Below are 20836 nucleotides of genomic sequence, written 5' to 3'. Positions count from 1 at the left end.
GGTCGTGGGCCGCTACGCCCCCCAGCGGGAGCAAGCTCCCCCGCCACAGGATCACCTCATCGCTGGCAGGGCAGGGGCCATCCCATCCCCTCAATGCACAATCGTATTCGGCGGCAGATGCCCCAGCCGTTCCGTCAGTCGGATTCGCTGGATCGGGTCCTCACTGAGCATCAGCGCATGTTCCAGGTCGAATCGCTCGGCGTTGGGACAGTCGAGGCGCTGGTACAGGCTGGCCCGGGCCAGGTAGTCGGCAGCGCTGGCATTGCCCAGTTTCAGCACGCGCTCGGCGTCGACCAGCGCCGCGATGTAGTCATCGTTCGCCAGATGCAACTGGCGCAGGTTGCGCGAGAGGCGCTGGAGCATTTGTGTCGGCTCGGCGTTGACCAGGTGCTCGGCCCTGAGTGGCATGTGTGCGCCGTATTGACGTTGCAGCAGTTCCCGACAGTCGTTGGGGTACAACCGACGGCCACCGCACGGGTCGAGCAGATGATCGGCGCCGGGCACCTTCAGAAGGAAATGGCCGGGAAAGTTGACACCGACCATCGGAATCTCCAGCCCCCGGGCCAGTTCCAGGGCGATCAGGCCCAGCGCCAGGGGTTGCCCACGTTTGCGCGCCAGCACCTTATCCAGCAGTGCGGCCTGGGGTCGTAGCGGCGTGGAGTCATCCTGGGCGAAACCCATGTCGTTCAGCCGCCGCAGCAAGGGCTGGCCCAGCTCGATGACAGGCAACATCGGCAGGTCATGGCTGATCCGCTGTTGCAGCTCCTTGAAATCCCTCAGCAACGCCGGCACGTCGACTTCGCGGTCATGTTCGGCCGCGATCCACAGCGCTGCTTCGAGCAGCGCCGGTGGCGAACGGTGCAGGCAGTCAAGAAAGGCTTGGCGCGGTTTCATCAAACTCTCCGGGCTATGCCTCGTTTTAGCTCCGCCGTGGAATTTCGTCCAGTCCTCGACAGGCGTCGTTACAGGTTATGCCCGTAAGGGCGGGTGACAGTTTCGGCTTATTCCTGCGTGTTTCAGCAAATTTCATCTGCACGCCTATACTGGCGAAACAAGCAGAAGTGATTCGGGAGCCTTTCGATGTTCGCTCTCATGCAAAGCTCCCGCCTTGAATCGCTGCACTTAAGCGTAGACCCGATGACCGGGTTGAAGGCGGTGATTGCCATTCATTGCAGCCGCCCCGGGCCCGCCCTGGGTGGTTGTCGTTATCTTGCCTACCCCGACGACGAAAGTGCCGTGGCTGACGCCGTGCGCCTGGCCCAAGGCATGAGCTACAAAGCCGCGCTGGCCGGCTTGCCGGTGGGCGGCGGGGTGGCGGTGATCATGCGCCCGGCCCATGTCGAAAGCCGCGCGGCCTTGTTCGAGGCCTTTGGCCGTTGTATCGAGCAACTGGATGGACGCTATATCACCGCCATCGACAGCGGCACTTCGGTGGCCGACATGGATTGCATCGCCCAGCACACGCGCCACGTTACCAGCACCACGGCTGCGGGCGATCCCGCGCCCCATGCGGCGATGGGCGTATTCGCGGGCATCCGCGCCACTGCCATGGCTCGCCTGGGCAGCGATAACCTGGAAAGCCTGCGGGTGGCGATCCAGGGGCTGGGCAATGTGGGGTTTGCCCTGGCCGAGCAACTGCACGCCGCGGGGGCCGAGCTGCTGGTCAGCGACATCGACCCAGGCAAGGTGCAACTGGCGATGGAGCAACTGGGTGCTCATCCGATCGCCAACGACGCGTTGCTCAGCACACCGTGCGATATCCTGGCGCCCTGTGGCCTTGGGGGTGTGCTCAACAGCCACAGCGTGGCGCAACTGCGCTGCTCGGCGGTTGCCGGCTCGGCCCATAATCAACTGAGCAATCTGCAAGTGGCCGATCAACTGGAAAGGCGCGGGATCCTCTATGCGCCGGACTATGTGATCAACTCGGGCGGCCTGATCTATGTCGCCCTGAAGCATCGCGGCGAAGAGCTGCCCACCATCACCGCGCACCTTTCAAAAATTGGCACCCGGCTCACTGAGGTCTTCGCCCACGCCCAAGCGGAAAAGCGCTCACCGGCCCGGGTGGCCGATGAGCTGGCGGAGCGTTTGTTGTACCGATGAGGCAATAGCGGCTTCAGGCGCAGGCGCCTCCGTTGGGACTGCCAAGGCCGCGACGCTAGCAAAAGCTCAAGATCGGCCGCTTTCGGCGAGGACGGTCGCTTTGCTTTCCCGGGTGTAGGTCAGTACGAAATGCGCCACGAGTCCGAAGATAAGTCCCCAGAACGCAGCGGCCAGGCCCAGGAAGCTCATGCCCGATGCCGTTACCAGGAAAGTGATCAGCGCCGCTTCCCGTTGTTTCTCGTCAGCCATGGCGCCGGTCAGCCCGGAACTGATCGCACCGAACAGGGCCAGGCCGGCAAGGGATGCAATCAACTCCTTGGGCAGCGCAGAAAACACCGAGGCCAGTGTCGCGCCGAAGGTCCCCATCAGAATGTAGAACACCCCGCAGGCGATTCCGGCGATGTAGCGTTTATCACGATCTTCATGGGCTTCGCGGCCGGTGCAGATGGCCGCTGTGATTGCTGCCAGGTTGAAACCGTGGGAACCGAAGGGCGCCATCAGCACCGAGCCGATTGCAGTGACAGAAATGATTGAGCGTGCCGCTGTGTTGTAGCCGCAGGTCCGGAGCACGGCCATGCCTGGTACGTATTGGCCCGTCAGGGTCACCAGGGCCAAGGGCAGGCCGATGTTGATGATTGCATGCCAGCTCCATTCAGGCGCGATGAAGACTGGATTGGCCACGGCGATAGTGATTGAGCTGCTATTGAGCTCTCCAAACGAGGCGGCCACCGCGCAGCCTACGATCAGTACCGAGAGAATTGCGTAGCGGGGCGAAAAGCGCTTGAACAGCAGGTAGGCGGCGATCATTGCCAGCACCAGGGCCGGTTGCAGCTTGATCGAGGTGAACAGCTCGGCACCGAAGCGAAACAGAATGCCGGCGAGCATGGCAGCGGCGATGGCCTTGGGCAGTCGGCCCATCAATTTGTCGAAAGCCCCGGACAGACCGACCACGGCAATGATCATTGACGCCACCACATAGGCTCCGATGGCTTGAGGCAGGGTGACAGTCGGCAGCATTGAGACCAGGAGTGCTGCGCCCGGAGTGGACCAGGCCGTGATCACCGGAACGCGCAGGCGCCAGCTCAGGAACAGGCCGGTAATGCCGCTGCCAATGGAAATCGCCCAGATCCACGAAGACACCAGATCGTTGGGCAGGTGCGCCTCCTTGGCGGCCTGGAACACGATGATCAGCGGGCCAGCGTAGGAAATGATCACGGCGATAAAGCCCGCGATGACTGCTGAGAGAGATAGATCCTTTCTGAGTGTGTCCATGAAATCTCGACTTGGCGCAGCACAAGCGCGCGGTAATGAGGGGAAGGTGGATCTGATTGATTCACTCAGCGGCAGTGTATTTGAATAAATTGAATCGATTCAATAGGCGATTGATTTGATTGAGTAGATTTCGCATGACGTGCGCTGGATGATCTTTGTAATAATATGATTTTGCTGGTTTTAATTAGATAATTATTTTTCTTTTGAAATGGGGGCTGGCGGATTGAATCGAATCAATTTAGCTGTTTTCTCGCTGCTGTTGAACCATTAGGCGTAGAAACACCTTGTGATATGCTGCGAAATTAATCCTTTGCGCGATGGGCTTTGATCATTCATGTGGGTTCCCCAGCTAAGCGAGTTCAGCCAACCGATGTACCTGTCGATTGCCGACGCATTGGCGCGGGATATCCACAACGGTGTCTTGAATGAAGGTGATCAACTGCCAACCCTTAGGCAGCTTGCCGATGCCTTGGATGTCACGCCGGGCACCATCAGCCGGGCCTATGGCGAAGCCCAGCGGCGCCGGTTGGTCCAGGGGGAAGTGGGACGTGGCACTTATGTGCTCGGCCAGAAACAGCTGGAACTGCCGGCAAGCAATGGCGCGGCTGCGCTGAATCTGGGGCAGCCCGAGCTGCTCGATCTTTCAATCATCAAACCCTACAGTGAGACGCTGGCTTACTGGTTGCGCGACTCGCTGGTGGGCATGGCCAATACCACGGACTTCGCACGTGCCCTGGACTACGCGCCGGACGGCGGTCATCCGGCGCATCGCGAGGCGGGGGCGCAGTGGTTGCGCCACTCGTTGCCCGACGCGCAATGGCAGCAGGTGGTGATCACCGCCGGAGCCCAGCACGGCTTGATGGTCGCGATGGGTGCACTGACCAACGCCGGCGATCTGGTGCTGTGCGAGGCGCTTTGTTACCCCGGGATCATTTCCCTGGCCCATGGCCTGGAGCGCCGCTTGCGTGGTGTGCCGATGGATGACGAAGGCATCATTCCCGAAGCGCTGCGCGAACTCTGCCTGCGGGAGAAACCGGCGATGCTGGTCTGCGTGGCAACCTGCCAGAACCCGACGGCGGCCATCATGTCGCAAAAGCGCCGCGCCCAGATCGCAGCGCTTGCCGAGGAGTTCGACTTCATCATCCTGGACGATGATATTTATGGCTTTCTCGCCACCGATCCGTCGATCAAGCCGCTGTCGGCCTTTGCGCCGGAGCGATCGGTGTACCTGACCAGCCTGTCGAAATCGGTCATGCCGGCGCTTCGCGTCGGCTATATCTACAGCCCACCGAAGCTGTTGTCGCGCCTGACCTCCATGGTGCGTAGCAGCGTGTGGATGCCATCGCCGTTGACTGCGCAACTGGCAAGCAATGTCATCACCGAAGGCCTGGACAAGAAACTGATCGGTATCCAGCGCAACGAAGCTGCTGCACGACAAGCAATCGCCCGGGAAATCCTGGCCGATTTCGAACTCAAGACCCAGCCTTATTCGTACCACATCTGGTTGACGCTACCCGAACCCTGGACCAGCGACGAGTTCACGATGCTCGCCCGCGCCAATGGCGTCCTGGTACTCAGTGGCACCCAGTTTCAGGCTGAACGCGGCGAGGCGACCCGTTGTGTGCGGCTGGTGTTGATGTCCCCTACCAGCCAGGACGAGTTGCGCTTCGCCCTGACCAAGCTGGCCAGCCTGATCGGTTCCGACCCTCGCCGTTATTACTGAAAAAGACCGCAGCCTGCGACAGCTCCACAGGGTTTACTCCCCTGCGCGCTGCCGACGGTTGCGATCTTTTCGAGTTATTCGTCTGAGGGATTGAGCAGTTCGGACAAGGCGTCCGGCTGGCTCTTGAAAGCCTTGGCGAACACGTCCCGGTTCTTCGCCATGTAGATCCCGGCTTCTTCCACCTGTTGCTCGCTCAGCGATGGAACGGCTTTTTGCAACACCTCGGCCAGCAATTCGGCGAGTTCCAGCATTTTGTCATGACGGTCAGCTTCGGCTTTATCCATGAACAAGCGCTCCAGATCTCGGCTGCTGCGGTATACCACTTCGACGGCCATTCACCACCTCACATGCCTTCACATTGGTTATCTTTGTGACTACTGTATTTATATACAGGCAAAAGAATAAGCGAATCCTCTTCCTTTGGATAGTGGCTTTTTAATGTAGACCGATTTCCAGGTTTGTCGCGCATCCAGAAGTGTCAAATACCAGCCCATCGCCATCTCACCTCCAGCCGCTGGCCTTTTTTCTGCATGCAGAACAACCGTCACGTCCAACCCGCATGATCCGGTCGAATCGACCTAAGGAAACTACATCGTGAAAATCAACTGGGCCGAGAACCTGCGCCAGAACGTCCATCAGCTGGCCGAATCCCTCGGGAACCTGTTCGTCGAGACGTTCCATTACCTGGCACTGTTCGCCATTGGTGCGGTGACCGCATGGGCTGCGGTGATGGAATTTTTGCAGATGATCGAGGCGGGACACATCAAGATCGATGACATCCTGCTGCTGTTCATCTATCTGGAATTGGGGGCGATGGTCGGGATTTACTTCAAGACCAACCACATGCCGGTGCGATTTTTGATCTACGTGGCGATCACTGCGCTGACGCGGCTGCTGATATCCAATGTATCCCACCACAATCCGCCGGATCTGGGGATCATCTACCTGTGCGGTGGCATCCTGCTGCTGGCATTCGCGATCCTGGTGGTGCGCTACGCGTCTTCGCAGTTTCCCTCAGTGAAAATCGAACACCCGCACCGCAAGGTCGGCGCGGGTTCCAGTGAGCATGCCGAGGTGGAGAAGGGCGAGATCTAAAGGCCGGCGGCAGTTGACGCAGGGCCCTGTGCCTGGGGTGGGGGCAGCTTGATGTTGTCGCTGTCGGTCATGGCTTCGAGGATGGCCATGGCGCTGTCGCCTTGTTCGATGGCGATGCCAAACTGGATGCTCTGGACCAGGCGCTTGAGCCGCTGCGGGTCATTGCGTAGCTGGGGACTGATCATGCGCTTGGCAACGATGCGCCCGGCCTTGGACAGGGTCAGCATGATCCGGCCATCCAGGCCTTGGATGCTCAGGTTGATCTGATAATGCGGCGCAAAAGCGTCGGTAATGATCTGAAAAGGGTTGTCCATGATGCGTCACCGCCTGATTGAACGTGCAGTTGTTGACCGGCCATGATCGGGATTAGTTCGCAATACCGGACCACCGGCCATTCCATGTTCGTGTTCATCGTCAGGAGGCGACGGGCGCCATTTGAATGGATTGCAGTGCCGTCAACTCCTCTGATGGAGTTCAGCAAGGGGCATGCCAGAAATATCAGCGTGTCGTGTTTGCGCCCGTCGGGCCATTCGTGTCGAAGCGGTAGTGAAGGCGGACAAAGCCACGATCCAGGGCCTTTGCACTGATGAGTGTCGGACTCGCCCTGAAGCCCGTTAAAGGGAACAGGGGCCGGCCAGCCCCCAGCATTTCGGGTGTCAGGTAGATCTCGATTTCGTCGAGCGCACCCCGTTCAAGGAACGCCATCTGTAACTGGCCTCCGCCCATCATCCACACGTCTCCATCCTCGAGCGCCCGAAGCTCGGCGACCAGCGCGTCGACGTCGCAACGCACCTCAAGCTTGCCCTTGGGCTCCGGGATGGGGCGAGACGTCACGACGATGACCCGTTGATCGCCGTAGGCCCATGGTGAGGCATCGCGCTCGATGAAATCATAGGTGCTGCGTCCCATGACAATCGTGCGGATGCGCTTGAGGTACAAGCGATAGTCATGCTCACCGAGGTCGACATCGCCATATTCAAAGAGCCAGTCCAGATTGTCGTCGGCGGTGGCGATCATTCCATCGAGGGTCGCTGCGATGTAGCCAAGAATTCGCGCCATTGAACGGCTCCCTTTTGGTTCACACACGTCCACAAGCAGCCTCGGCGTGTGCTCTCGGGCGGCTGGCGGCCCGAGCCGAAGCGGCGGTTTCGCAGTGCACGCAGGGCGAGTGGACTCCCGACATTAACAGCGCTTTTGCCCGTTGTCCGGCTTTATTTGCAAAACAATATTTATCTTTTTGAAGGGGTTGAATTGTTCTGCCGCCAGCCCGACTCTGTATTCAAGGGGCCGTTGCACCAACGTCGATGGCCCCCGGCGAGCTAGCTGAAATAAGGGATGAACTATGCAAATCCAAGTCAACAGCGATAACCATATTCAAAGCAGCATCCGACTGGAGGAGTGGGTACGTACTACCATCGAAAGCACGCTCGAACGCTACGAGGAAGACCTGACACGAATTGAAGTCCATCTGGGGGATGAGAACGGCGACAAGCCCGGACCCCATGATATGCGTTGCCAGCTTGAAGCGCGGCCAAAGGGCCATCAGCCGATTTCCGTGACCCACAAGGCCGAATCGCTGGAGCTGGCGATCGAAGGGGCGGCCACTAAGCTGGAACACGCCCTGGAACACTTGTTTGGCAAACTGCGCGGCAAACGCGCCGCCTCCACCGCCCAGACCGAATCCCTGGCGTTGGCCGATGCGATGCTGGAGCAAGAGTTCCTGGAGAACGAGCGGGCGGCGCGGCACGGCTGAGCCGGCTGACTTTCCACTTCCATTGAAAACGGGCCTGCGATGCAGGCCCGTTTCGTTTGCTCAACTTGGGATCCTGTGGGAGCTGAGCTTGCTCGCGATAGCGGTAGGTCAGTTGGCGAAAATGCTGAATGTGCCGCCGCCATCGCGAGCAGGCTCGCTCCCACAATTTTTCCGGGGTGCCGCCGGATTTGATGTTCGCCACAAATCCCCTGTGGGAGCGGGCTTGCTCGCGAAAGCGGTGGGTCAGCTTGCATCAATGTTGGATGTGCCGACGTCTTCGCGAGCAAGCCCGCTCCCACAGTTTTTCCGGGGGGCTGCCGGATTTGATGTTCGCCACCGATCCCTTGTGGGAGCGGGCTTGCTCGCGAAAGCGGTGGGTCAGCTTGCAGAGATGTTGAACGTGCCGACGTCTTCGCGAGCAAGCTCGCTCCCACAGGGTTTCTTGGGTGTGGTTGGCTATCAGGCCGGCGCTGTTTGTTTGCAACAGCCCGACGCCAGTTCCTTGAGGATCGGGCAGTCTGGGCGGTGGTCGCCGTGGCAGTGTTCCACCAAGTCTTGCAGGGTATCGCGCAGTTCGGCCAGTTCGCGGATTTTCTGGTTCAGCTCATCGATATGTTGCCGCGCCAGTGCCTTGACGTCGGCGCTGGCGCGTTGGCGGTCTTGCCAGAGTGTCAGCAGTTTGCCGACTTCTTCCAATGAAAACCCCAGGTCCCGGGAGCGCTTGATGAAGGCCAGGGTGTGCAGGTCATCGGCGCCGTAGATCCGGTAGCCGCTGTCGGTGCGATGGGCCGCCTTGAGCAGGCCAATGGATTCGTAGTAGCGGATCATCTTCGCGCTCAGGCCACTCTGGCGGGCCGCTTGGCCGATGTTCATGGCTTGTCCTCCAAATGCTCGGGTGTCCAGAACTTCAACAGTAACGCATTGCTCACCACGCTGACGCTCGACAGCGCCATGGCCGCGCCGGCCAGCACCGGGTTGAGCAAGCCGAAGGCCGCCAACGGGATGCCGATCAGGTTATAGACGAAGGCCCAGAACAGGTTCTGGCGGATCTTGGCGTAGGTCTTGCGGCTGATGTCCAGCGCTGCCGGCACCAAGCGCGGATCACCGCGCATCAGGGTGATGCCGGCGGCGTGCATCGCCACGTCGGTGCCGCTACCCATGGCGATGCCAATGTCTGCGGCGGCCAGGGCCGGGGCGTCGTTGATGCCGTCGCCCACCATCGCCACTACCGATTGGCTCTTCAATTGCTGGACGATGGCCGACTTGTCCGCCGGCAGCACTTCGGCATGGACGTTGGCGATCCCCAGCGCTTCGGCCACCACGCGGGCGCTGCCGCGATTGTCGCCGGTGAGCAGATGGCTGGCGATGCGGCGTTCATCCAACGCTTGCACGGCGGCCAGGGCCCCGGGCTTGAGGGTGTCTCCGAAAGCGAACAACCCCAGTACCCGAGGCGCGGCGTCCTGCTCAATTAGCCACGAGAGTGTCCGGCCTTCGATTTCCCAGGCCTGGGCCGACTCGTCCAGCGAGCCCGGGCTCAAGCCCAGTTCATCCAGCAAACGTCGGTTACCCAAGGCCAGGCGCTGCCCATCGAGACGGCCGGCGATGCCGCGCCCGGTCAGGGACTGGCTGTCGCTGATGTCCGGTACGTCCAGACCGCGCTCGGCGCAGGCCTCCTGCACCGCTTTGGCGAGGGGATGTTCACTGCCGCGTTGCAACGCCCCAGCCTTTTGCAGCAGCGCATCTTCGTCACCGTCCAAGGCGTGCAAATGCGCGATGCGCGGCGTGCCGGAAGTCAGGGTGCCAGTTTTGTCGAACACCACCGTCGCGACTTCATGGGCGCGTTCCAGTGCTTCGGCATCCTTGATCAGAATGCCATGGCGTGCGGCCACACCGGTGCCGGCCATGATCGCCGTCGGTGTCGCCAGGCCCAGGGCGCAGGGGCAGGCAATCACCAAGACGGCGACAGCGTTGATCAACGCGGTTTCCAGCGGCGCTCCGTATAGCCACCAACCGACCAACGTCGCCAAGGCCAGCAGCAGGACCACGGGCACGAAGACCTGGCTGACTTTATCCACCAGTTTCTGGATCGGTGCCTTGGCGGCCTGGGCGTCTTCCACCAGGCGGATGATGCGTGCCAGGACGGTTTCAGCTCCCAGGGCCTGGGTGCGTACCAACAATCGACCTTCGCCGTTGATGGCGCCACCGGTGACCTGGTCGCCGGGCTGCTTGGGTACCGGCAGGCTTTCGCCGGTGATCAGCGCCTCGTCGGCGTGGCTCTGGCCTTCCAGCACTTCACCATCCACTGGAAAGCGTTCACCGGGTTTGACCAGCACCAGGTCATTCAAGCGCAAGGCACTGATGGCGACCTCCCGCTCCTGACCTTCGATCACTTGGATCGCTCGCTCTGGTCGCAGCGCTTCAAGGGCCCGGATGGCGCTGGCGGTCTGTCGCTTGGCGCGGCTTTCCAGGTATTTGCCCAGCAGCACCAGGGCAATCACCACCGCAGAGGCTTCGAAATACAAATGCGGCATGCTGCCGGGGCGGGCGATGGCCCATTCATAAAGGCTCAGGCCATAGCCGGCACTGGTGCCCAGGGCCACCAGCAGATCCATGTTCCCGGTTCCGGCGCGCACGGCCTTGAAAGCTGCGACATAAAAGCGTGCGCCGAAGATGAACTGCACCGGAGTCGCCAGGGCAAACTGCGCCCAGGCCGGCAACATCCAGTGCACACCCAGCGGTTGCAGGAGCATGGGCAGCACCAGCGGTAAGGACAGCAGGATCGCCAGCGCCAGCACCAGACGTTCACGGTTCAGTGGGTTGGTCTGTGGGCCATGGGGCTGCTCGGCCTGCCAGACATCGGCGTCATAGCCGGCCCGTTTGACCGCATCGATCAAGGTCTGTGGATTGACCTGCCCGAACAACTCAAGGTGGGCGCGCTCGTTGGCCAGATTGACGCTGACGCTGTTCACGCCGCTGATCTTGCCCAAGGCGCGCTCGACCCGACCGACACATGAGGCGCAGGTCATGCCTTCGATGCTCAAATCCAGGCTGTGCACGGGAACGCTATAGCCCGCCTGTTCGACCGCCTGCATCAAGGCCGGCAGGCTGCCTTCGGGGGCCTGGACGCGCGCTTGTTCGGTTGCCAGGTTGACGCTGACGTTGCGGGCGCCGGTGACTTTGCTCAAGGCTCGCTCGACCCGCCCGGCGCAACTGGCGCAGGTCATGCCGGTGATTGGCAGGTCGAAAATGGTGGATTCAGACATCAGCCAGGCTCCCTGTAGTGAATGACTACAGGATCAACCTTGCCATGCGGGCAAGGTCAAGTGCCAATCCAAAGACTTGCGCGGACCCTTTGTGGGAGCGGGCTTGCTCGCGAAGGCGTCGCTACATTCGACATCGATGCAAGCTGATCCACCGCCTTCGCGAGCAAGCCCGCACACACATGGATCAGGTTGTGTGTCAGTACCCCAACCCAGTCTGCTTGAGGTACATCCCCTGTTCATTCATGGCGATGCGGTACTTGAGGATATCGCCCGCCCTCAGGGTAATGCTCTGGGAGCCCGGTGCGAGCATGCCCGGGTTGCATCCCGGCGCCTGGCCCGGCAACAACTTCAGGCGCAGGGAAAACTGTCCGGGTGGCAGGTTGAACGAGGTGCTGCCTTCCTGGAACAGGCGCGCGGTGAGTTGGTCTTGAATGTAGACGCCTATTTCGCAGGAGGTCGCCACTTCCAGGCGCTCGCGGGAAATGATCAGCACGCCGTAATCTTCGCCGGCCGCCGACGCCTGCGGGGCCACCGCTGAAAAACCGAGCATGCAAAACAGGCTGAACGCTGACCAGCGCATGGCTGAACCTCCGGAGTGAAATCCTTGATGTGTGCAGCTTGGCTGAGCGCAGCGCCGATTGCCAGCCCGGCAGTTTTCGTCAGAACTTGACCTTGCCATGAGGGCAAGCTTGAAACTGGCTCCAACCTCAAATCCAGGGAGTCATCTCATGCAAACTTTCAATGTTCAGGGTATGTCCTGCGGTCATTGCGTCCGGGCTATCACCCAAGCGGTTCAAACCCGGGATCCGGCGGCTGACGTACAAGTCGATCTGGGTGCCAAGACCGTCCAGGTCCAGAGCTCACTACCGGTCGACACACTGGTGCAGGTCATCAAGGACGAGGGCTACGAGGCCAGCCCGGCCTGAAATATTTTAATCGTTAGCGACCTACCGGAATGTTCAAGGGCGCCCGGCGCAGCTAGACTGTCGGGCTGTCGAACGACGCTTGACCAGGACGCCTGATGAACCTCCGTACCATTCTGATTCTCGGCGCCTTGAGCGCTTTCGGTCCCTTGGCGATCGACTTCTACCTGCCGGCCTTCCCGGCGATGGCCAGCGCTTTCGGGACCGACGAAAAACATATCCAGCTGACCCTGGCGGCTTATTTCCTCGGATTGTCCCTCGGGCAACTGGCCTATGGGCCGGTGGCGGATCGCTTCGGGCGACGTATTCCTTTGCTGACCGGTGTCGGGTTGTTCACCGTGGCGTCCCTGGCATGCGCTTACGCGCCGAGCCTGGAATGGCTGATCGGCGCACGTTTCGTCCAGGCCCTGGGTGGCTGTGCCGGGATGGTGATTTCCCGGGCGGTGGTCAGTGACAAATGCGATGCGGTCGGTTCGGCCAAGGTGTTTTCGCAACTGATGCTGGTGATGGGCCTGGCGCCGATTCTCGCGCCGATGCTAGGCGGATTGCTGGTGAACCTGCACGGCTGGCAATCGATCTTCATTGCCCTGACCTTGTTCAGTGCGCTGGCAGCGACGGGCGTGGCCTTGTGGCTGCCGGAAAGCCTGCCGGGCCATGTGCCTCGGCAACCGTTGTCCGGTGCGCTGCGCCAGTACGGTCGCCTGTTGACCGACTGGGTTTTCCTTGGGCATGCGCTGACGGGGGGCATCGCCATCGCGGGGATGTTTGCCTACATCACCGGCTCGCCTTTCGTCTTTATCAAACTTTATGGCGTACCGGCCGAACACTTCGGTTGGCTGTTTGGCACTAACGCGGCGGGTTTTATCCTGGTCGCCCAGGTCAACGCCCGGTTGTTGTCCAAGCGCGGTCCGGCGTTCCTGTTGACCCGAGCAGTATGGGTTTACCTGCTGGCCGGTTTAAGCCTGCTGGTCGTCTGCTGGCTCAAGCCTGCACACTTGTGGCCATTATTGGTCCCGCTGTTCATTTGCATCGCCAGCTTGGGTTGCATCATTCCCAATGCTTCGGCCTGCGCCATGAACGGACAAGGCGCCCGGGCCGGCAGTGCCTCGGCGCTGCTGGGATGCCTGCAATTTTCCGTGGCCGCCGGAGCCTCCGCACTGGTGGCGGCGCTGCACGACGGCAGCGCCGTACCGATGGCGTTGGTCATCAGCCTGTGCGGATTGCTGGTGGTGGGCGCGGCCATGCTGACCCGCCGCCTGCAAAATGCCCGGGCGCTGGCCCAGGCCGCTCACCAGGGCTGATTCAGCCCGCTGCGCGCTGTTGTTGTTCGGGGAAATGATGGGGCGCGTGAAGTCGCGCTTGCAGGGTGGTGGCGAAGGCTTGGGCTTCGGCCTCGGAGCGGAAGGTGACAACGTGCTGGTCAAGGCGTACTTGCCATTGGGATTTTGCCACTTCTTTTATCAGGATCTTCATTGCTGACCTCCTCACGTAAAAGATTGCGTTGCAAAGGCCTCGAGTGTAGACCCGAATACGATCGCAAATGTGACAAGGGTCAATTCTCGGACTGACGGTTGGGTCGTCCGGCTGAATACCATCTTGTGGATGAAGGAGCTTGTGTGGCGAGGGAGCTTGCTCCCGATTGGGTGCGCAGCGCCCATGTAGTTGTTGCGCCTCCATTAGGGCTGCTTCGCAGCCCAGCGGGAGCAAGCTCCCTCGCCACGGGGGAATATGTTCGGGCCACGTGCGGTGATCAGAAACCCTCAAGCACAATCTTGCCCTTGGCCTTGCCGCTTTCCAGCAGGGCATGAGCCCGGCGCAGGTTCTCGGCGTTGATGGTGCCGAAATGCTCGCCGACGGTAGTCTTCAGCGTACCGGCGTCGATCAACTGCGCCACGCGATTGAGCAGCTTGTGCTGTTCGAGCATGTCAGGCGTTTCGAACAGCGAGCGGGTGTACATGAATTCCCAATGCAGCGACAGGCTCTTGCGCTTGAGTTTGGTCACGTCCAGCGCCTTGGGATCGTCGATCAGCGCCAGTTTGCCTTGGGGGGCCAAGGCTTCTACCAATTGGTCCAGATGCTGGTCGGTCTGGGTCAGGCTGGCGACGTGGGTCACCTGGGGCTGGCCGGCCGCCTTGAGCATGTCGCTCAAGGGCCGGCTGTGGTCGATCACCAGGTCGGCACCCAGCGCCCGCACCCATTCCTGGGTCTGTGGGCGGGAAGCGCTGCCAATCACCTTCAATCCGGTGAGCTGGTGCGCCAGTTGCGTCAGGATCGAACCCACGCCACCCGCAGCGCCGACGATCAACAGGCTCTGGCCCTGGTCTTGCTCTCCTTCCTGGATACCCAGCCGCTCGAACAGCAACTCCCAGGCGGTAATGGCGGTCAGTGGCAGCGCTGCTGCTTCGGCGAAACCGAGGGTCTTGGGCATGTGGCCGACGATGCGCTCGTCCACCACGTGCAGTTCGCTATTGCCGCCAGCCCGGGCGATGGAGCCGGCATAGAACACCTTGTCCCCAGCCTTGAACAGCGTGACTTCGCTGCCCACCGCTTTCACCACGCCGGCCACGTCCCAGCCCAGGACCTTGGCGGCGCCATCTTCCGGCTGGACGTTCTGGCGGACCTTGGTGTCCACCGGGTTGACCGAGATGGCCCGGACCTCCACCAGCAGGTCCCGGGGGCCGGCGACGGGTTCCGGCAGTTCGATGTCCTGCAACGAGTGTGGGTCGTTGATGGGCAACGAATGGTAGTAGGCGATGGCTTTCATGAAGCGACTCCGTGAGTGAATAGGATGGCGCCATGGTTAGCTATTTATCAGCGTGATAAAACCGGCTAAAAGAACAGGCTCTTTCAATATTTTTTTGAAGATGGACGGAACATGCTTCGATTCGATGACTTGCAACTGTTTGTCCGGGCGGCGGACCTGGGCAGTCTCTCGGCCGCTGCCAGGGTCATGGACTTGTCGGCGGCAGTGGCCAGCGCCGCGTTGAAGCGGATCGAGCAGCACCTGGGCGCGCGGTTGCTCGCCCGTTCCACCCGCAGCCTGCGCCTGACCGCCGAGGGCGAGGGTTTTCTCGAATACGCCCGGGCCGCGTTGAGCAGCCTGGACGAAGGGCGGCGGTTGTTGACCAGCGGCCAGGACCAGGTCAGCGGCGTGCTGCAGCTGTCCGCGCCCTCGGACCTGGGGCGCAACCTGTTGCTGCCCTGGCTGGATGAATTCCAGCGCGAGCACCCCGGGCTGACAGTGCGACTGCTGCTGGGCGATCGCATTGCCGACCTGTTCAAGCAGCCGGTGGACATCGCCTTGCGTTACGGCGAGCCGGAAGACTCCAGCCTGGTGGCCCTGCCTATTGCCGGGGATAACCGCCGGGTGCTGTGTGCATCGCCCGATTACCTGGCCCGCCATGGCGAGCCCCATCAACTGGAGCAACTGGCCCAGCACAACTGCCTTTTGTACATGCTCGGTAGCCGGGTGCATGACCGCTGGTGTTTTGATGACGGCAAGCGTGAAGTGAGCCTGACCGTCAGCGGCGATCGCTTCAGTGACGACGCCGATGTGGTGCGCCGCTGGGCCGTGGCGGGAGCGGGGATAGCCTATAAGTCCTGGCTGGATGTTTGCACCGATGTGCTGGCCGGGCGCCTGAAGATCCTTTTGCCGCACCTGCAATGCGAGCGTGCGCCGCTCAATCTGCTGTGCGCCCACCGGGCGCAATTGAGCAAGCCGATCAACCTGCTACGGGAAATGCTCCAGGTTCGCTGCGCTCAGTTGACGGCTCGATTCCCGCGCTCGCCGGGGGCCGGTCAATAGTCGCAGGTAAAAAGAGAATTTTCCCTCACGAACAATCGCCTCCAAAGGTTTCCGGAGGACAGGCAACCTCGATCGTCATGCTTATACTAGCGGCCGCCTGAGTCGGAGCGGCTTCGACCCGCCTCTGGCGGCCTCATCGCTGGTCAATGCGCCAGAGCGGTAGACGAATGATTCAACAGGGAGTGAATACATGGAACATGCACCTTGCATCAGCCAGATCGCCACGCTGCTGGCTGACCCCAAGCGCAGCGCAATGATGTGGGCGTTGATGGACGGCACGGCCCGGCAGGCCGAAGAGCTGGCCTTGCTTACCGGACTTTCGCCGTCTTCGGCCAGTGCGCACCTGGGACGCCTGTCCTCCGGAGGCCTGTTGAAAGTCGAAGCCCGGGGACGCAAACGCTTCTTCCGCCTGGCAGCCCCCGAGATCCGCGCTGCCGTTGAAGCGCTGGCCAGCGCGACACTTGCCAGTACGCCACGGCAGATCCCGGAAGTCTTCAAGCGTGGGGTGATGCCGGCCAAGGCCCCGACGGCCCCCGCTTCGTTGATGCGGGCCAGGCTTTGCGACGATCACCTGGGGGGCACCCTGGCCGCCGACCTGTATCAGCGGCTGGTGGATGCCGGATGGATCGAGCAGTACGAGCAGCGCGTGGTCGTCAGCCTCAAAGGGGCCAATGAGTTGGCCGGTCACGGCCTGTTCATCCAGGCGCTGGCCCATCGCAGCGCCCGCATCGCCTGCGCCTGCCCGGACTGGAGCGAACGTCGTCCGCACTTGGGTGGCGCGTTGGGGGCGGCGTTGCTGCAACTGTTCATGCAGTCCGGCTGGCTGAGCCTGCCCAGCGACTCGCGGGCCTTGCAGGTTACAGCGCTCGGCCAGCAGGAGCTCCATCGGTTCGCCCAGCAGGAAAGCCTGGAGATGGCGCTCTAGGCAGATATCTCCCGGCGGCGTCGCTCAGGGCTGCCGGCAGGTCGTATTCAACATTGGCTACCTGCGAGGTTCACGCACACTCGTCCGGGGAATTATCGGATAGGGGAGGCAATATGGACACTCAGGGTTACAGCGCGGCAGAACGCCTGGAACGGTTGCCTATCAGTGGCTATCACCGGGTCATTTTCATCATCATCGCCCTGGCGTTTTTCTTCGACTCCATGGACCTGGCGATGATGACGTTCCTGCTGGGCTCGATCAAAGCCGAGTTCGGCCTGAGCACGGCCCAGGCCGGGTTGCTCGCCAGCTCCAGCTTCTTCGGCATGGTGCTGGGGGCCTCGTTGTCGGGCATGCTGGCCGATCGCTTCGGGCGCAAACCGGTGTTCCAATGGAGCATCGTGTTGTGGGGCCTCGCCAGTTACTTGTGCTCCACCGCCCAGGATCTGCAGGCGTTGACGTTGTTTCGCATCCTGTTGGGCGTCGGCATGGGCATGGAGTTTCCGATTGCCCAGTCGATGCTTTCAGAGCTGATCCCGGCCAGGCGCCGTGGCCGCTACATTGCCCTGATGGACGGATTCTGGCCGTTGGGCTTCGTCGCCGCGGGCGTACTCTCGTATTTCCTGCTGCCGGTGATCGGCTGGCGGGACATCTTCCTGGTGCTGGCGATACCGGCGGTATTCGTCCTGGCGATCCGCTTCTTCATTCCCGAATCGCCGCGCTGGCTGGAACAGGCCGGGCGGGGGGATGAGGCGCACGCGGTGCTGACGCGAATCGAGGACAAGGTTCGCGCCTCGCTGGGGCGCCAGGACCTGCCGGAACCGATCCGCCTGCCGAGGTTGGCGAGTGCGCCGGGCAACTTCTTTTCCGCCCTGGCGCAGATCTGGTCGCCGCTGTACCGCCAGCGCACGCTGATGATCTGGAGTGTCTGGTTCTTTGCCTTGCTCGGTTTCTATGGCCTGACGTCCTGGCTCAGTGCATTGCTGCAGCAGTCGGGCTTCGCGGTGACCCAGTCGGTGTACTACACCGTGCTGATTTCCCTGGGCGGGATTCCCGGTTTCCTGATGGCGGCCTGGCTGGTAGAGCGTTGGGGGCGCAAGCCGGTGTGCGTCATCACGCTGCTAGGCGGCGGGGTGATGGCGTTTCTCTATGGTCAGAGCGCAGTGTTCGGCGGCAACGTCGGCCTGCTGATCGGCACCGGGCTGTTGATGCAGTTTTTCCTGTTCGGCATGTGGGCCGTGCTCTACACCTACACACCGGAGCTATATCCCACCTCGGCACGGGCTACCGGCTCGGGCTTTGCCTCGGCAGTCGGGCGCATCGGTTCGCTGCTCGGGCCTTTGGTGACCGGGTTGGTGTTTCCCATTACCGGGCAGGGCGGCGTGTTCGCCTTGGGCGCGCTGTGCTTTGCCGTGGCGGCGGGGGTGGTCTGGTTGTTCGGGATGGAGACGCGGGGCAAGACGTTGGAGGAGTTGAGTGAGGTGAAGTGACAGCGATCCTGTGGCGAGGGAGCTTGCTCCCGCTGGGCTGCGAAGCGGCCCCATTGTCACATCAGTGAGGCCGCGGTCACCGGTTGCGACCGCGGTCGAGCGGGAGCAAGCTCCCTCGCCACAGGTTTTGCTTTATCTTACTAGGCGCGTTTCTACAGGTTTAAGGCTTCACCAACCGCGCATCCAGACTGTTCTGCGCCAAACGCTTGGCCTGGTCCTGGGTCATGCCCAGGTGGGTGTGCAGCGCATGAAAGTTTTCCGTGACATAGCCGCCGAAGTACGCCGGGTCATCGGAGTTGACCGTGACCTTCACGCCGCGCTCGAGCATGTCGAGGATGTTGTGCTGCGACATGTCGTCAAACACGCACAGCTTGGTGTTGGACAACGGGCACACCGTCAGTGGGATCTGCTCGTCGATGATCCGCTGCATCAGCCGCTCGTCTTCGATGGCCCGCACGCCGTGGTCGATGCGCTGGATTTTCAGCAGGTCCAGGGCTTCCCAGATGTACTCGGGTGGGCCCTCTTCACCGGCGTGGGCGACGGTCAGGAAGCCTTCGTTGCGCGCACGGTCGAAGACCCGTTGGAACTTGCTCGGCGGATGACCCATCTCCGAACTGTCCAGGCCCACAGCCACGAACGCATCGCGGAACGGCAACGCCTGGTCGAGGGTTTGCTGGGCCTGTTCTTCGCTCAGATGGCGCAGGAAGCTCAGGATCAGGCCGCTGGTGATGCCCAGCTGCTGTTCACCGTCCTTGAGCGCGGCGGCGATGCCGTTGAGCACGACTTCGAACGGGATGCCCCGGTCGGTGTGGGTCTGCGGATCGAAGAACGGCTCGGTGTGAATCACGTTCTGCGCCTTGCAACGCAACAGGTAGGCCCAGGTCAGGTCGTAGAAATCCTGGGACGTGCGCAGGACATCGGCGCCTTGGTAATACAGGTCGAGAAATTCCTGCAGATTGTTGAAGGCGTAGGCCTTGCGCAGGGTGTCCACGTCATTCCAGGGCAGGGCAATCTTGTTGCGCTCGGCCAGGGCGAACAGCAGCTCGGGCTCCAGCGAACCCTCCAGGTGCAGGTGCAATTCAGCCTTGGGCAGGGCGTTCAGCCAGTCGTACATAGTCTGTTCTCATCTGTGAATCGATGGCGGGCATTCTACAGGGGCTGGCGGCAATGTCTGGTAAAACCTGACCGGCTGATCCACTAAACCGCTGCTGGCCTGCGCTGGCAAGCAGGTGCGTCACACCGGACGAAACGTTCGCCGCCGACCACAGTCTAGTAGCTCATGAACCCGCCGACCGTGACAGGCCCCTGATGCTCACTCTGATCAAGCAAGAAAAACTGCTGTTGCTGGCGCTGATCGCCGCGTTTGTCGCCTACCCGCTGGAACACTGGCTGTTGGGCAGCGGGCAAATGGTGGCGTTGATCGGTGGGCTGGCGTTGATCGGTTTCATCGTCGCCGCCTCCATGCGCGTGGCCCACCACGCCGAGCTGCTGGCGGAAAAGGTCGGTGATCCGTATGGCACCATGATCCTGACGCTGTCGGCGGTACTGGTGGAAGTGGTGATCCTGGCGATCATGATGAGCAACGAAGCGTCGCCGACATTGGTGCGGGACACGATCTACTCGGCGGTGATGCTCGACATCAATGGCATCCTTGGGCTGGCGGCGCTGATGGGTGGGATCAAGCATGGCGAGCAGGTCTACAACGACGACTCGGCGCGCACCTACAGCGTGATGATCCTGACCGCCATGGGCGTGTCGATGGTGGTGCCGGAGTTCATTCCCTCGCAGAGTTGGAAAACCTATTCGGCGTTTACCATCGGCGCGATGATCGTGCTGTATACCCTGTTCCTGCGCATGCAGGTGGGGCCCCACAGTTATTTCTTCAGCTACAGCTACCCGGAGAAACGCCGCAGGAAAGAGCCGGTGGAGAATGAGCCAGCGCCCATCAGCCTGACGTTTTCCATCGGTGCGCTGGTGTTTGGCGTGGTGGTGATCGGCGCGCTGGCCGAGGTCATGTCCAAGGCCATCGACCTGGGGCTGGAAGGCTCGGGAGCGCCACCGGTGGTCACGGCGATCCTGGTGGCGGCCATCTCCGCCGCCCCGGAAATTCTCACCGCCTTGCGTGCCGCCCTGGCGAACCGCATGCAGTCGGTGGTGAACATCGCGCTGGGGGCTTCGCTGTCCACGGTCATCCTGACGGTACCGGTGATGGAAGCCATGGCGCTCTATACCGGCCAACCCTTCCAGATGGCTATGACCCCGGTGCAGACGGTGATGATCTTCATCACGCTGATCGTCAGCGCCATCAACCTCAACGATGGCGAAACCAATGCCATCGAAGGCATGACCCATTTTGTGCTGTTTGCGACTTTTATCATGTTGTCGTTGCTGGGGCTCTGAGCTTGCAGGGGACAGTGTGGGAGCGGGCTTGCTCCGGGCGGCGATCCGACGAAGGCGGTGTATCAGTGAAATGAATGCCTGCTGACACTC

The 20836-nt window shown here is 61.5% G+C and carries 21 protein-coding genes; 10 read left to right on the top strand and 11 right to left on the bottom strand.

Annotated features, from left to right (window positions below; genetic code table 11):
* Positions 1–90 precede the first annotated feature (90 nt).
* Positions 91–894, bottom strand: coding sequence for a transglutaminase family protein (locus tag RGM2987_RS03760; RefSeq protein ID WP_245138776.1), 804 nt, complete (start codon positions 892–894; stop codon positions 91–93).
* A 186-nt stretch (positions 895–1080) separates the two neighbouring features.
* Between RGM2987_RS03760 and RGM2987_RS03755 the strand changes: the two genes are divergently transcribed.
* Complete coding sequence (locus tag RGM2987_RS03755) at positions 1081–2100, top strand: Glu/Leu/Phe/Val dehydrogenase dimerization domain-containing protein (RefSeq protein WP_245138775.1); 1020 nt, start codon at positions 1081–1083, stop codon at positions 2098–2100.
* Between the two features lie 66 nt (positions 2101–2166).
* Here RGM2987_RS03755 and RGM2987_RS03750 read toward each other — a convergent pair whose 3' ends face one another.
* Positions 2167–3372, bottom strand: a complete 1206-nt coding sequence (locus tag RGM2987_RS03750; RefSeq protein ID WP_245138774.1) for a benzoate/H(+) symporter BenE family transporter — start codon at positions 3370–3372, stop codon at positions 2167–2169.
* Positions 3373–3706: 334 nt separating this feature from the next.
* Here RGM2987_RS03750 and RGM2987_RS03745 point away from each other — a divergent pair, with 334 nt between their 5' ends.
* Positions 3707–5095, top strand: coding sequence for a PLP-dependent aminotransferase family protein (locus RGM2987_RS03745; protein ID WP_245138773.1), 1389 nt, complete (start codon positions 3707–3709; stop codon positions 5093–5095).
* Positions 5096–5169: 74 nt separating this feature from the next.
* Here RGM2987_RS03745 and RGM2987_RS03740 read toward each other — a convergent pair whose 3' ends face one another.
* Positions 5170–5430: a YebG family protein gene (locus tag RGM2987_RS03740; protein ID WP_003205410.1), complete on the bottom strand. Its 261-nt coding sequence runs from the start codon at positions 5428–5430 to the stop codon at positions 5170–5172.
* Positions 5431–5689: 259 nt separating this feature from the next.
* Here RGM2987_RS03740 and RGM2987_RS03735 point away from each other — a divergent pair, with 259 nt between their 5' ends.
* Positions 5690–6190 (top strand): phosphate-starvation-inducible PsiE family protein, encoded by a 501-nt coding sequence (locus RGM2987_RS03735; protein ID WP_214999163.1) that lies wholly within the window; start codon positions 5690–5692, stop codon positions 6188–6190.
* Here RGM2987_RS03735 and RGM2987_RS03730 read toward each other — a convergent pair.
* Positions 6187–6504 carry a DUF3509 domain-containing protein gene (locus RGM2987_RS03730; RefSeq protein WP_245138772.1) on the bottom strand — a complete coding sequence of 106 codons (318 nt, stop codon included), beginning with the start codon at positions 6502–6504 and terminating at the stop codon, positions 6187–6189. The genes RGM2987_RS03735 and RGM2987_RS03730 overlap by 4 nt on opposite strands.
* Before the next feature lie 184 nt (positions 6505–6688).
* Complete coding sequence (locus RGM2987_RS03725; protein WP_245138771.1) at positions 6689–7249, bottom strand: dihydrofolate reductase family protein; 561 nt, start codon at positions 7247–7249, stop codon at positions 6689–6691.
* A 283-nt stretch (positions 7250–7532) separates the two neighbouring features.
* Between RGM2987_RS03725 and RGM2987_RS03720 the strand changes: the two genes are divergently transcribed.
* On the top strand, positions 7533–7943 hold the full coding sequence (locus RGM2987_RS03720) for an HPF/RaiA family ribosome-associated protein (RefSeq protein WP_245138770.1): 411 nt from the start codon (positions 7533–7535) through the stop codon (positions 7941–7943).
* A gap of 459 nt (positions 7944–8402) precedes the next feature.
* Here the strand turns inward: RGM2987_RS03720 and cueR are convergent, their stop codons facing one another.
* From cueR to RGM2987_RS03705, 3 genes are all read right to left on the bottom strand, one after another.
* Positions 8403–8816, bottom strand: coding sequence for a Cu(I)-responsive transcriptional regulator (gene cueR / locus RGM2987_RS03715; RefSeq protein ID WP_245138769.1), 414 nt, complete (start codon positions 8814–8816; stop codon positions 8403–8405).
* Positions 8813–11206 carry a heavy metal translocating P-type ATPase gene (locus tag RGM2987_RS03710; protein ID WP_245138768.1) on the bottom strand — a complete coding sequence of 798 codons (2394 nt, stop codon included), beginning with the start codon at positions 11204–11206 and terminating at the stop codon, positions 8813–8815. Before RGM2987_RS03710 ends, cueR begins: the two co-directional genes overlap by 4 nt.
* A 196-nt stretch (positions 11207–11402) precedes the next feature.
* Complete coding sequence (locus RGM2987_RS03705; RefSeq protein WP_245138767.1) at positions 11403–11786, bottom strand: hypothetical protein; 384 nt, start codon at positions 11784–11786, stop codon at positions 11403–11405.
* A gap of 148 nt (positions 11787–11934) precedes the next feature.
* Between RGM2987_RS03705 and RGM2987_RS03700 the strand changes: the two genes are divergently transcribed.
* Complete coding sequence (locus tag RGM2987_RS03700; RefSeq protein WP_245138766.1) at positions 11935–12132, top strand: cation transporter; 198 nt, start codon at positions 11935–11937, stop codon at positions 12130–12132.
* A 95-nt stretch (positions 12133–12227) separates the two neighbouring features.
* Positions 12228–13430, top strand: a complete 1203-nt coding sequence (locus RGM2987_RS03695; protein ID WP_245138765.1) for a multidrug effflux MFS transporter — start codon at positions 12228–12230, stop codon at positions 13428–13430.
* Between the two features lies 1 nt (position 13431).
* On the opposite strand, the gene RGM2987_RS03690 is transcribed toward RGM2987_RS03695, so the two are convergent.
* Both RGM2987_RS03690 and RGM2987_RS03685 read right to left on the bottom strand, forming a co-directional pair.
* A complete protein-coding gene (locus tag RGM2987_RS03690; protein WP_245138764.1) occupies positions 13432–13602 on the bottom strand; it encodes a hypothetical protein in 171 nt (56 codons plus the stop codon).
* A gap of 277 nt (positions 13603–13879) precedes the next feature.
* On the bottom strand, positions 13880–14893 hold the full coding sequence (locus tag RGM2987_RS03685) for a zinc-binding alcohol dehydrogenase family protein (RefSeq protein ID WP_245138763.1): 1014 nt from the start codon (positions 14891–14893) through the stop codon (positions 13880–13882).
* A 111-nt stretch (positions 14894–15004) separates the two neighbouring features.
* On the opposite strand from RGM2987_RS03685, the gene RGM2987_RS03680 reads away from it, so the two are divergent.
* The 3 genes from RGM2987_RS03680 (at position 15005) to RGM2987_RS03670 (ending at position 18346) form a co-directional block, all read left to right on the top strand.
* A complete protein-coding gene (locus tag RGM2987_RS03680) occupies positions 15005–15934 on the top strand; it encodes a LysR family transcriptional regulator (protein ID WP_245138762.1) in 930 nt (309 codons plus the stop codon).
* Between the two features lie 190 nt (positions 15935–16124).
* Positions 16125–16859 carry a helix-turn-helix transcriptional regulator gene (locus RGM2987_RS03675; protein ID WP_245138761.1) on the top strand — a complete coding sequence of 245 codons (735 nt, stop codon included), beginning with the start codon at positions 16125–16127 and terminating at the stop codon, positions 16857–16859.
* A 113-nt stretch (positions 16860–16972) separates the two neighbouring features.
* Positions 16973–18346: an MFS transporter gene (locus tag RGM2987_RS03670; protein WP_245138760.1), complete on the top strand. Its 1374-nt coding sequence runs from the start codon at positions 16973–16975 to the stop codon at positions 18344–18346.
* A 160-nt stretch (positions 18347–18506) separates the two neighbouring features.
* Here the strand turns inward: RGM2987_RS03670 and RGM2987_RS03665 are convergent, their stop codons facing one another.
* Entirely contained in the window at positions 18507–19460 is a 954-nt protein-coding gene (locus RGM2987_RS03665) for an adenosine deaminase (protein ID WP_245138759.1), read from the bottom strand.
* 194 nt (positions 19461–19654) lie between these two features.
* Here RGM2987_RS03665 and RGM2987_RS03660 point away from each other — a divergent pair, with 194 nt between their 5' ends.
* Complete coding sequence (locus RGM2987_RS03660) at positions 19655–20746, top strand: calcium:proton antiporter (protein WP_245138758.1); 1092 nt, start codon at positions 19655–19657, stop codon at positions 20744–20746.
* The last annotated feature ends 90 nt before the right edge of the window (positions 20747–20836 follow it).

The sequence above is a fragment of the Pseudomonas sp. RGM2987 genome, assembly GCF_022952855.1.
Taxonomy (GTDB): domain Bacteria; phylum Pseudomonadota; class Gammaproteobacteria; order Pseudomonadales; family Pseudomonadaceae; genus Aquipseudomonas.
Note: the sequence above shows the minus strand (reverse complement) of the source record. Positions and strands in the feature narration are given on the sequence as shown.

Excerpts from the sequence above, each read along its gene's own strand:
- RGM2987_RS03680 (WP_245138762.1), top strand. The coding sequence starts at position 15,005 with ATGCTTCGATTCGATGACTTGCAACTGTTTGTCCGGGCGGCGGACCTG.
- RGM2987_RS03670 (WP_245138760.1), top strand. The coding sequence starts at position 16,973 with ATGGACACTCAGGGTTACAGCGCGGCAGAACGCCTGGAACGGTTGCCT.
- cueR (WP_245138769.1), bottom strand. The coding sequence starts at position 8,816 with ATGAACATCGGCCAAGCGGCCCGCCAGAGTGGCCTGAGCGCGAAGATG.
- RGM2987_RS03720 (WP_245138770.1), top strand. The coding sequence starts at position 7,533 with ATGCAAATCCAAGTCAACAGCGATAACCATATTCAAAGCAGCATCCGA.
- RGM2987_RS03745 (WP_245138773.1), top strand. The coding sequence starts at position 3,707 with ATGTGGGTTCCCCAGCTAAGCGAGTTCAGCCAACCGATGTACCTGTCG.
- RGM2987_RS03690 (WP_245138764.1), bottom strand. The coding sequence starts at position 13,602 with ATGAAGATCCTGATAAAAGAAGTGGCAAAATCCCAATGGCAAGTACGC.
- RGM2987_RS03710 (WP_245138768.1), bottom strand. The coding sequence starts at position 11,206 with ATGTCTGAATCCACCATTTTCGACCTGCCAATCACCGGCATGACCTGC.
- RGM2987_RS03660 (WP_245138758.1), top strand. The coding sequence starts at position 19,655 with ATGCTCACTCTGATCAAGCAAGAAAAACTGCTGTTGCTGGCGCTGATC.
- RGM2987_RS03705 (WP_245138767.1), bottom strand. The coding sequence starts at position 11,786 with ATGCGCTGGTCAGCGTTCAGCCTGTTTTGCATGCTCGGTTTTTCAGCG.
- RGM2987_RS03755 (WP_245138775.1), top strand. The coding sequence starts at position 1,081 with ATGTTCGCTCTCATGCAAAGCTCCCGCCTTGAATCGCTGCACTTAAGC.
- RGM2987_RS03675 (WP_245138761.1), top strand. The coding sequence starts at position 16,125 with ATGGAACATGCACCTTGCATCAGCCAGATCGCCACGCTGCTGGCTGAC.
- RGM2987_RS03760 (WP_245138776.1), bottom strand. The coding sequence starts at position 894 with ATGAAACCGCGCCAAGCCTTTCTTGACTGCCTGCACCGTTCGCCACCG.
- RGM2987_RS03750 (WP_245138774.1), bottom strand. The coding sequence starts at position 3,372 with ATGGACACACTCAGAAAGGATCTATCTCTCTCAGCAGTCATCGCGGGC.
- RGM2987_RS03740 (WP_003205410.1), bottom strand. The coding sequence starts at position 5,430 with ATGGCCGTCGAAGTGGTATACCGCAGCAGCCGAGATCTGGAGCGCTTG.
- RGM2987_RS03730 (WP_245138772.1), bottom strand. The coding sequence starts at position 6,504 with ATGGACAACCCTTTTCAGATCATTACCGACGCTTTTGCGCCGCATTAT.
- RGM2987_RS03725 (WP_245138771.1), bottom strand. The coding sequence starts at position 7,249 with ATGGCGCGAATTCTTGGCTACATCGCAGCGACCCTCGATGGAATGATC.
- RGM2987_RS03700 (WP_245138766.1), top strand. The coding sequence starts at position 11,935 with ATGCAAACTTTCAATGTTCAGGGTATGTCCTGCGGTCATTGCGTCCGG.
- RGM2987_RS03665 (WP_245138759.1), bottom strand. The coding sequence starts at position 19,460 with ATGTACGACTGGCTGAACGCCCTGCCCAAGGCTGAATTGCACCTGCAC.
- RGM2987_RS03685 (WP_245138763.1), bottom strand. The coding sequence starts at position 14,893 with ATGAAAGCCATCGCCTACTACCATTCGTTGCCCATCAACGACCCACAC.
- RGM2987_RS03695 (WP_245138765.1), top strand. The coding sequence starts at position 12,228 with ATGAACCTCCGTACCATTCTGATTCTCGGCGCCTTGAGCGCTTTCGGT.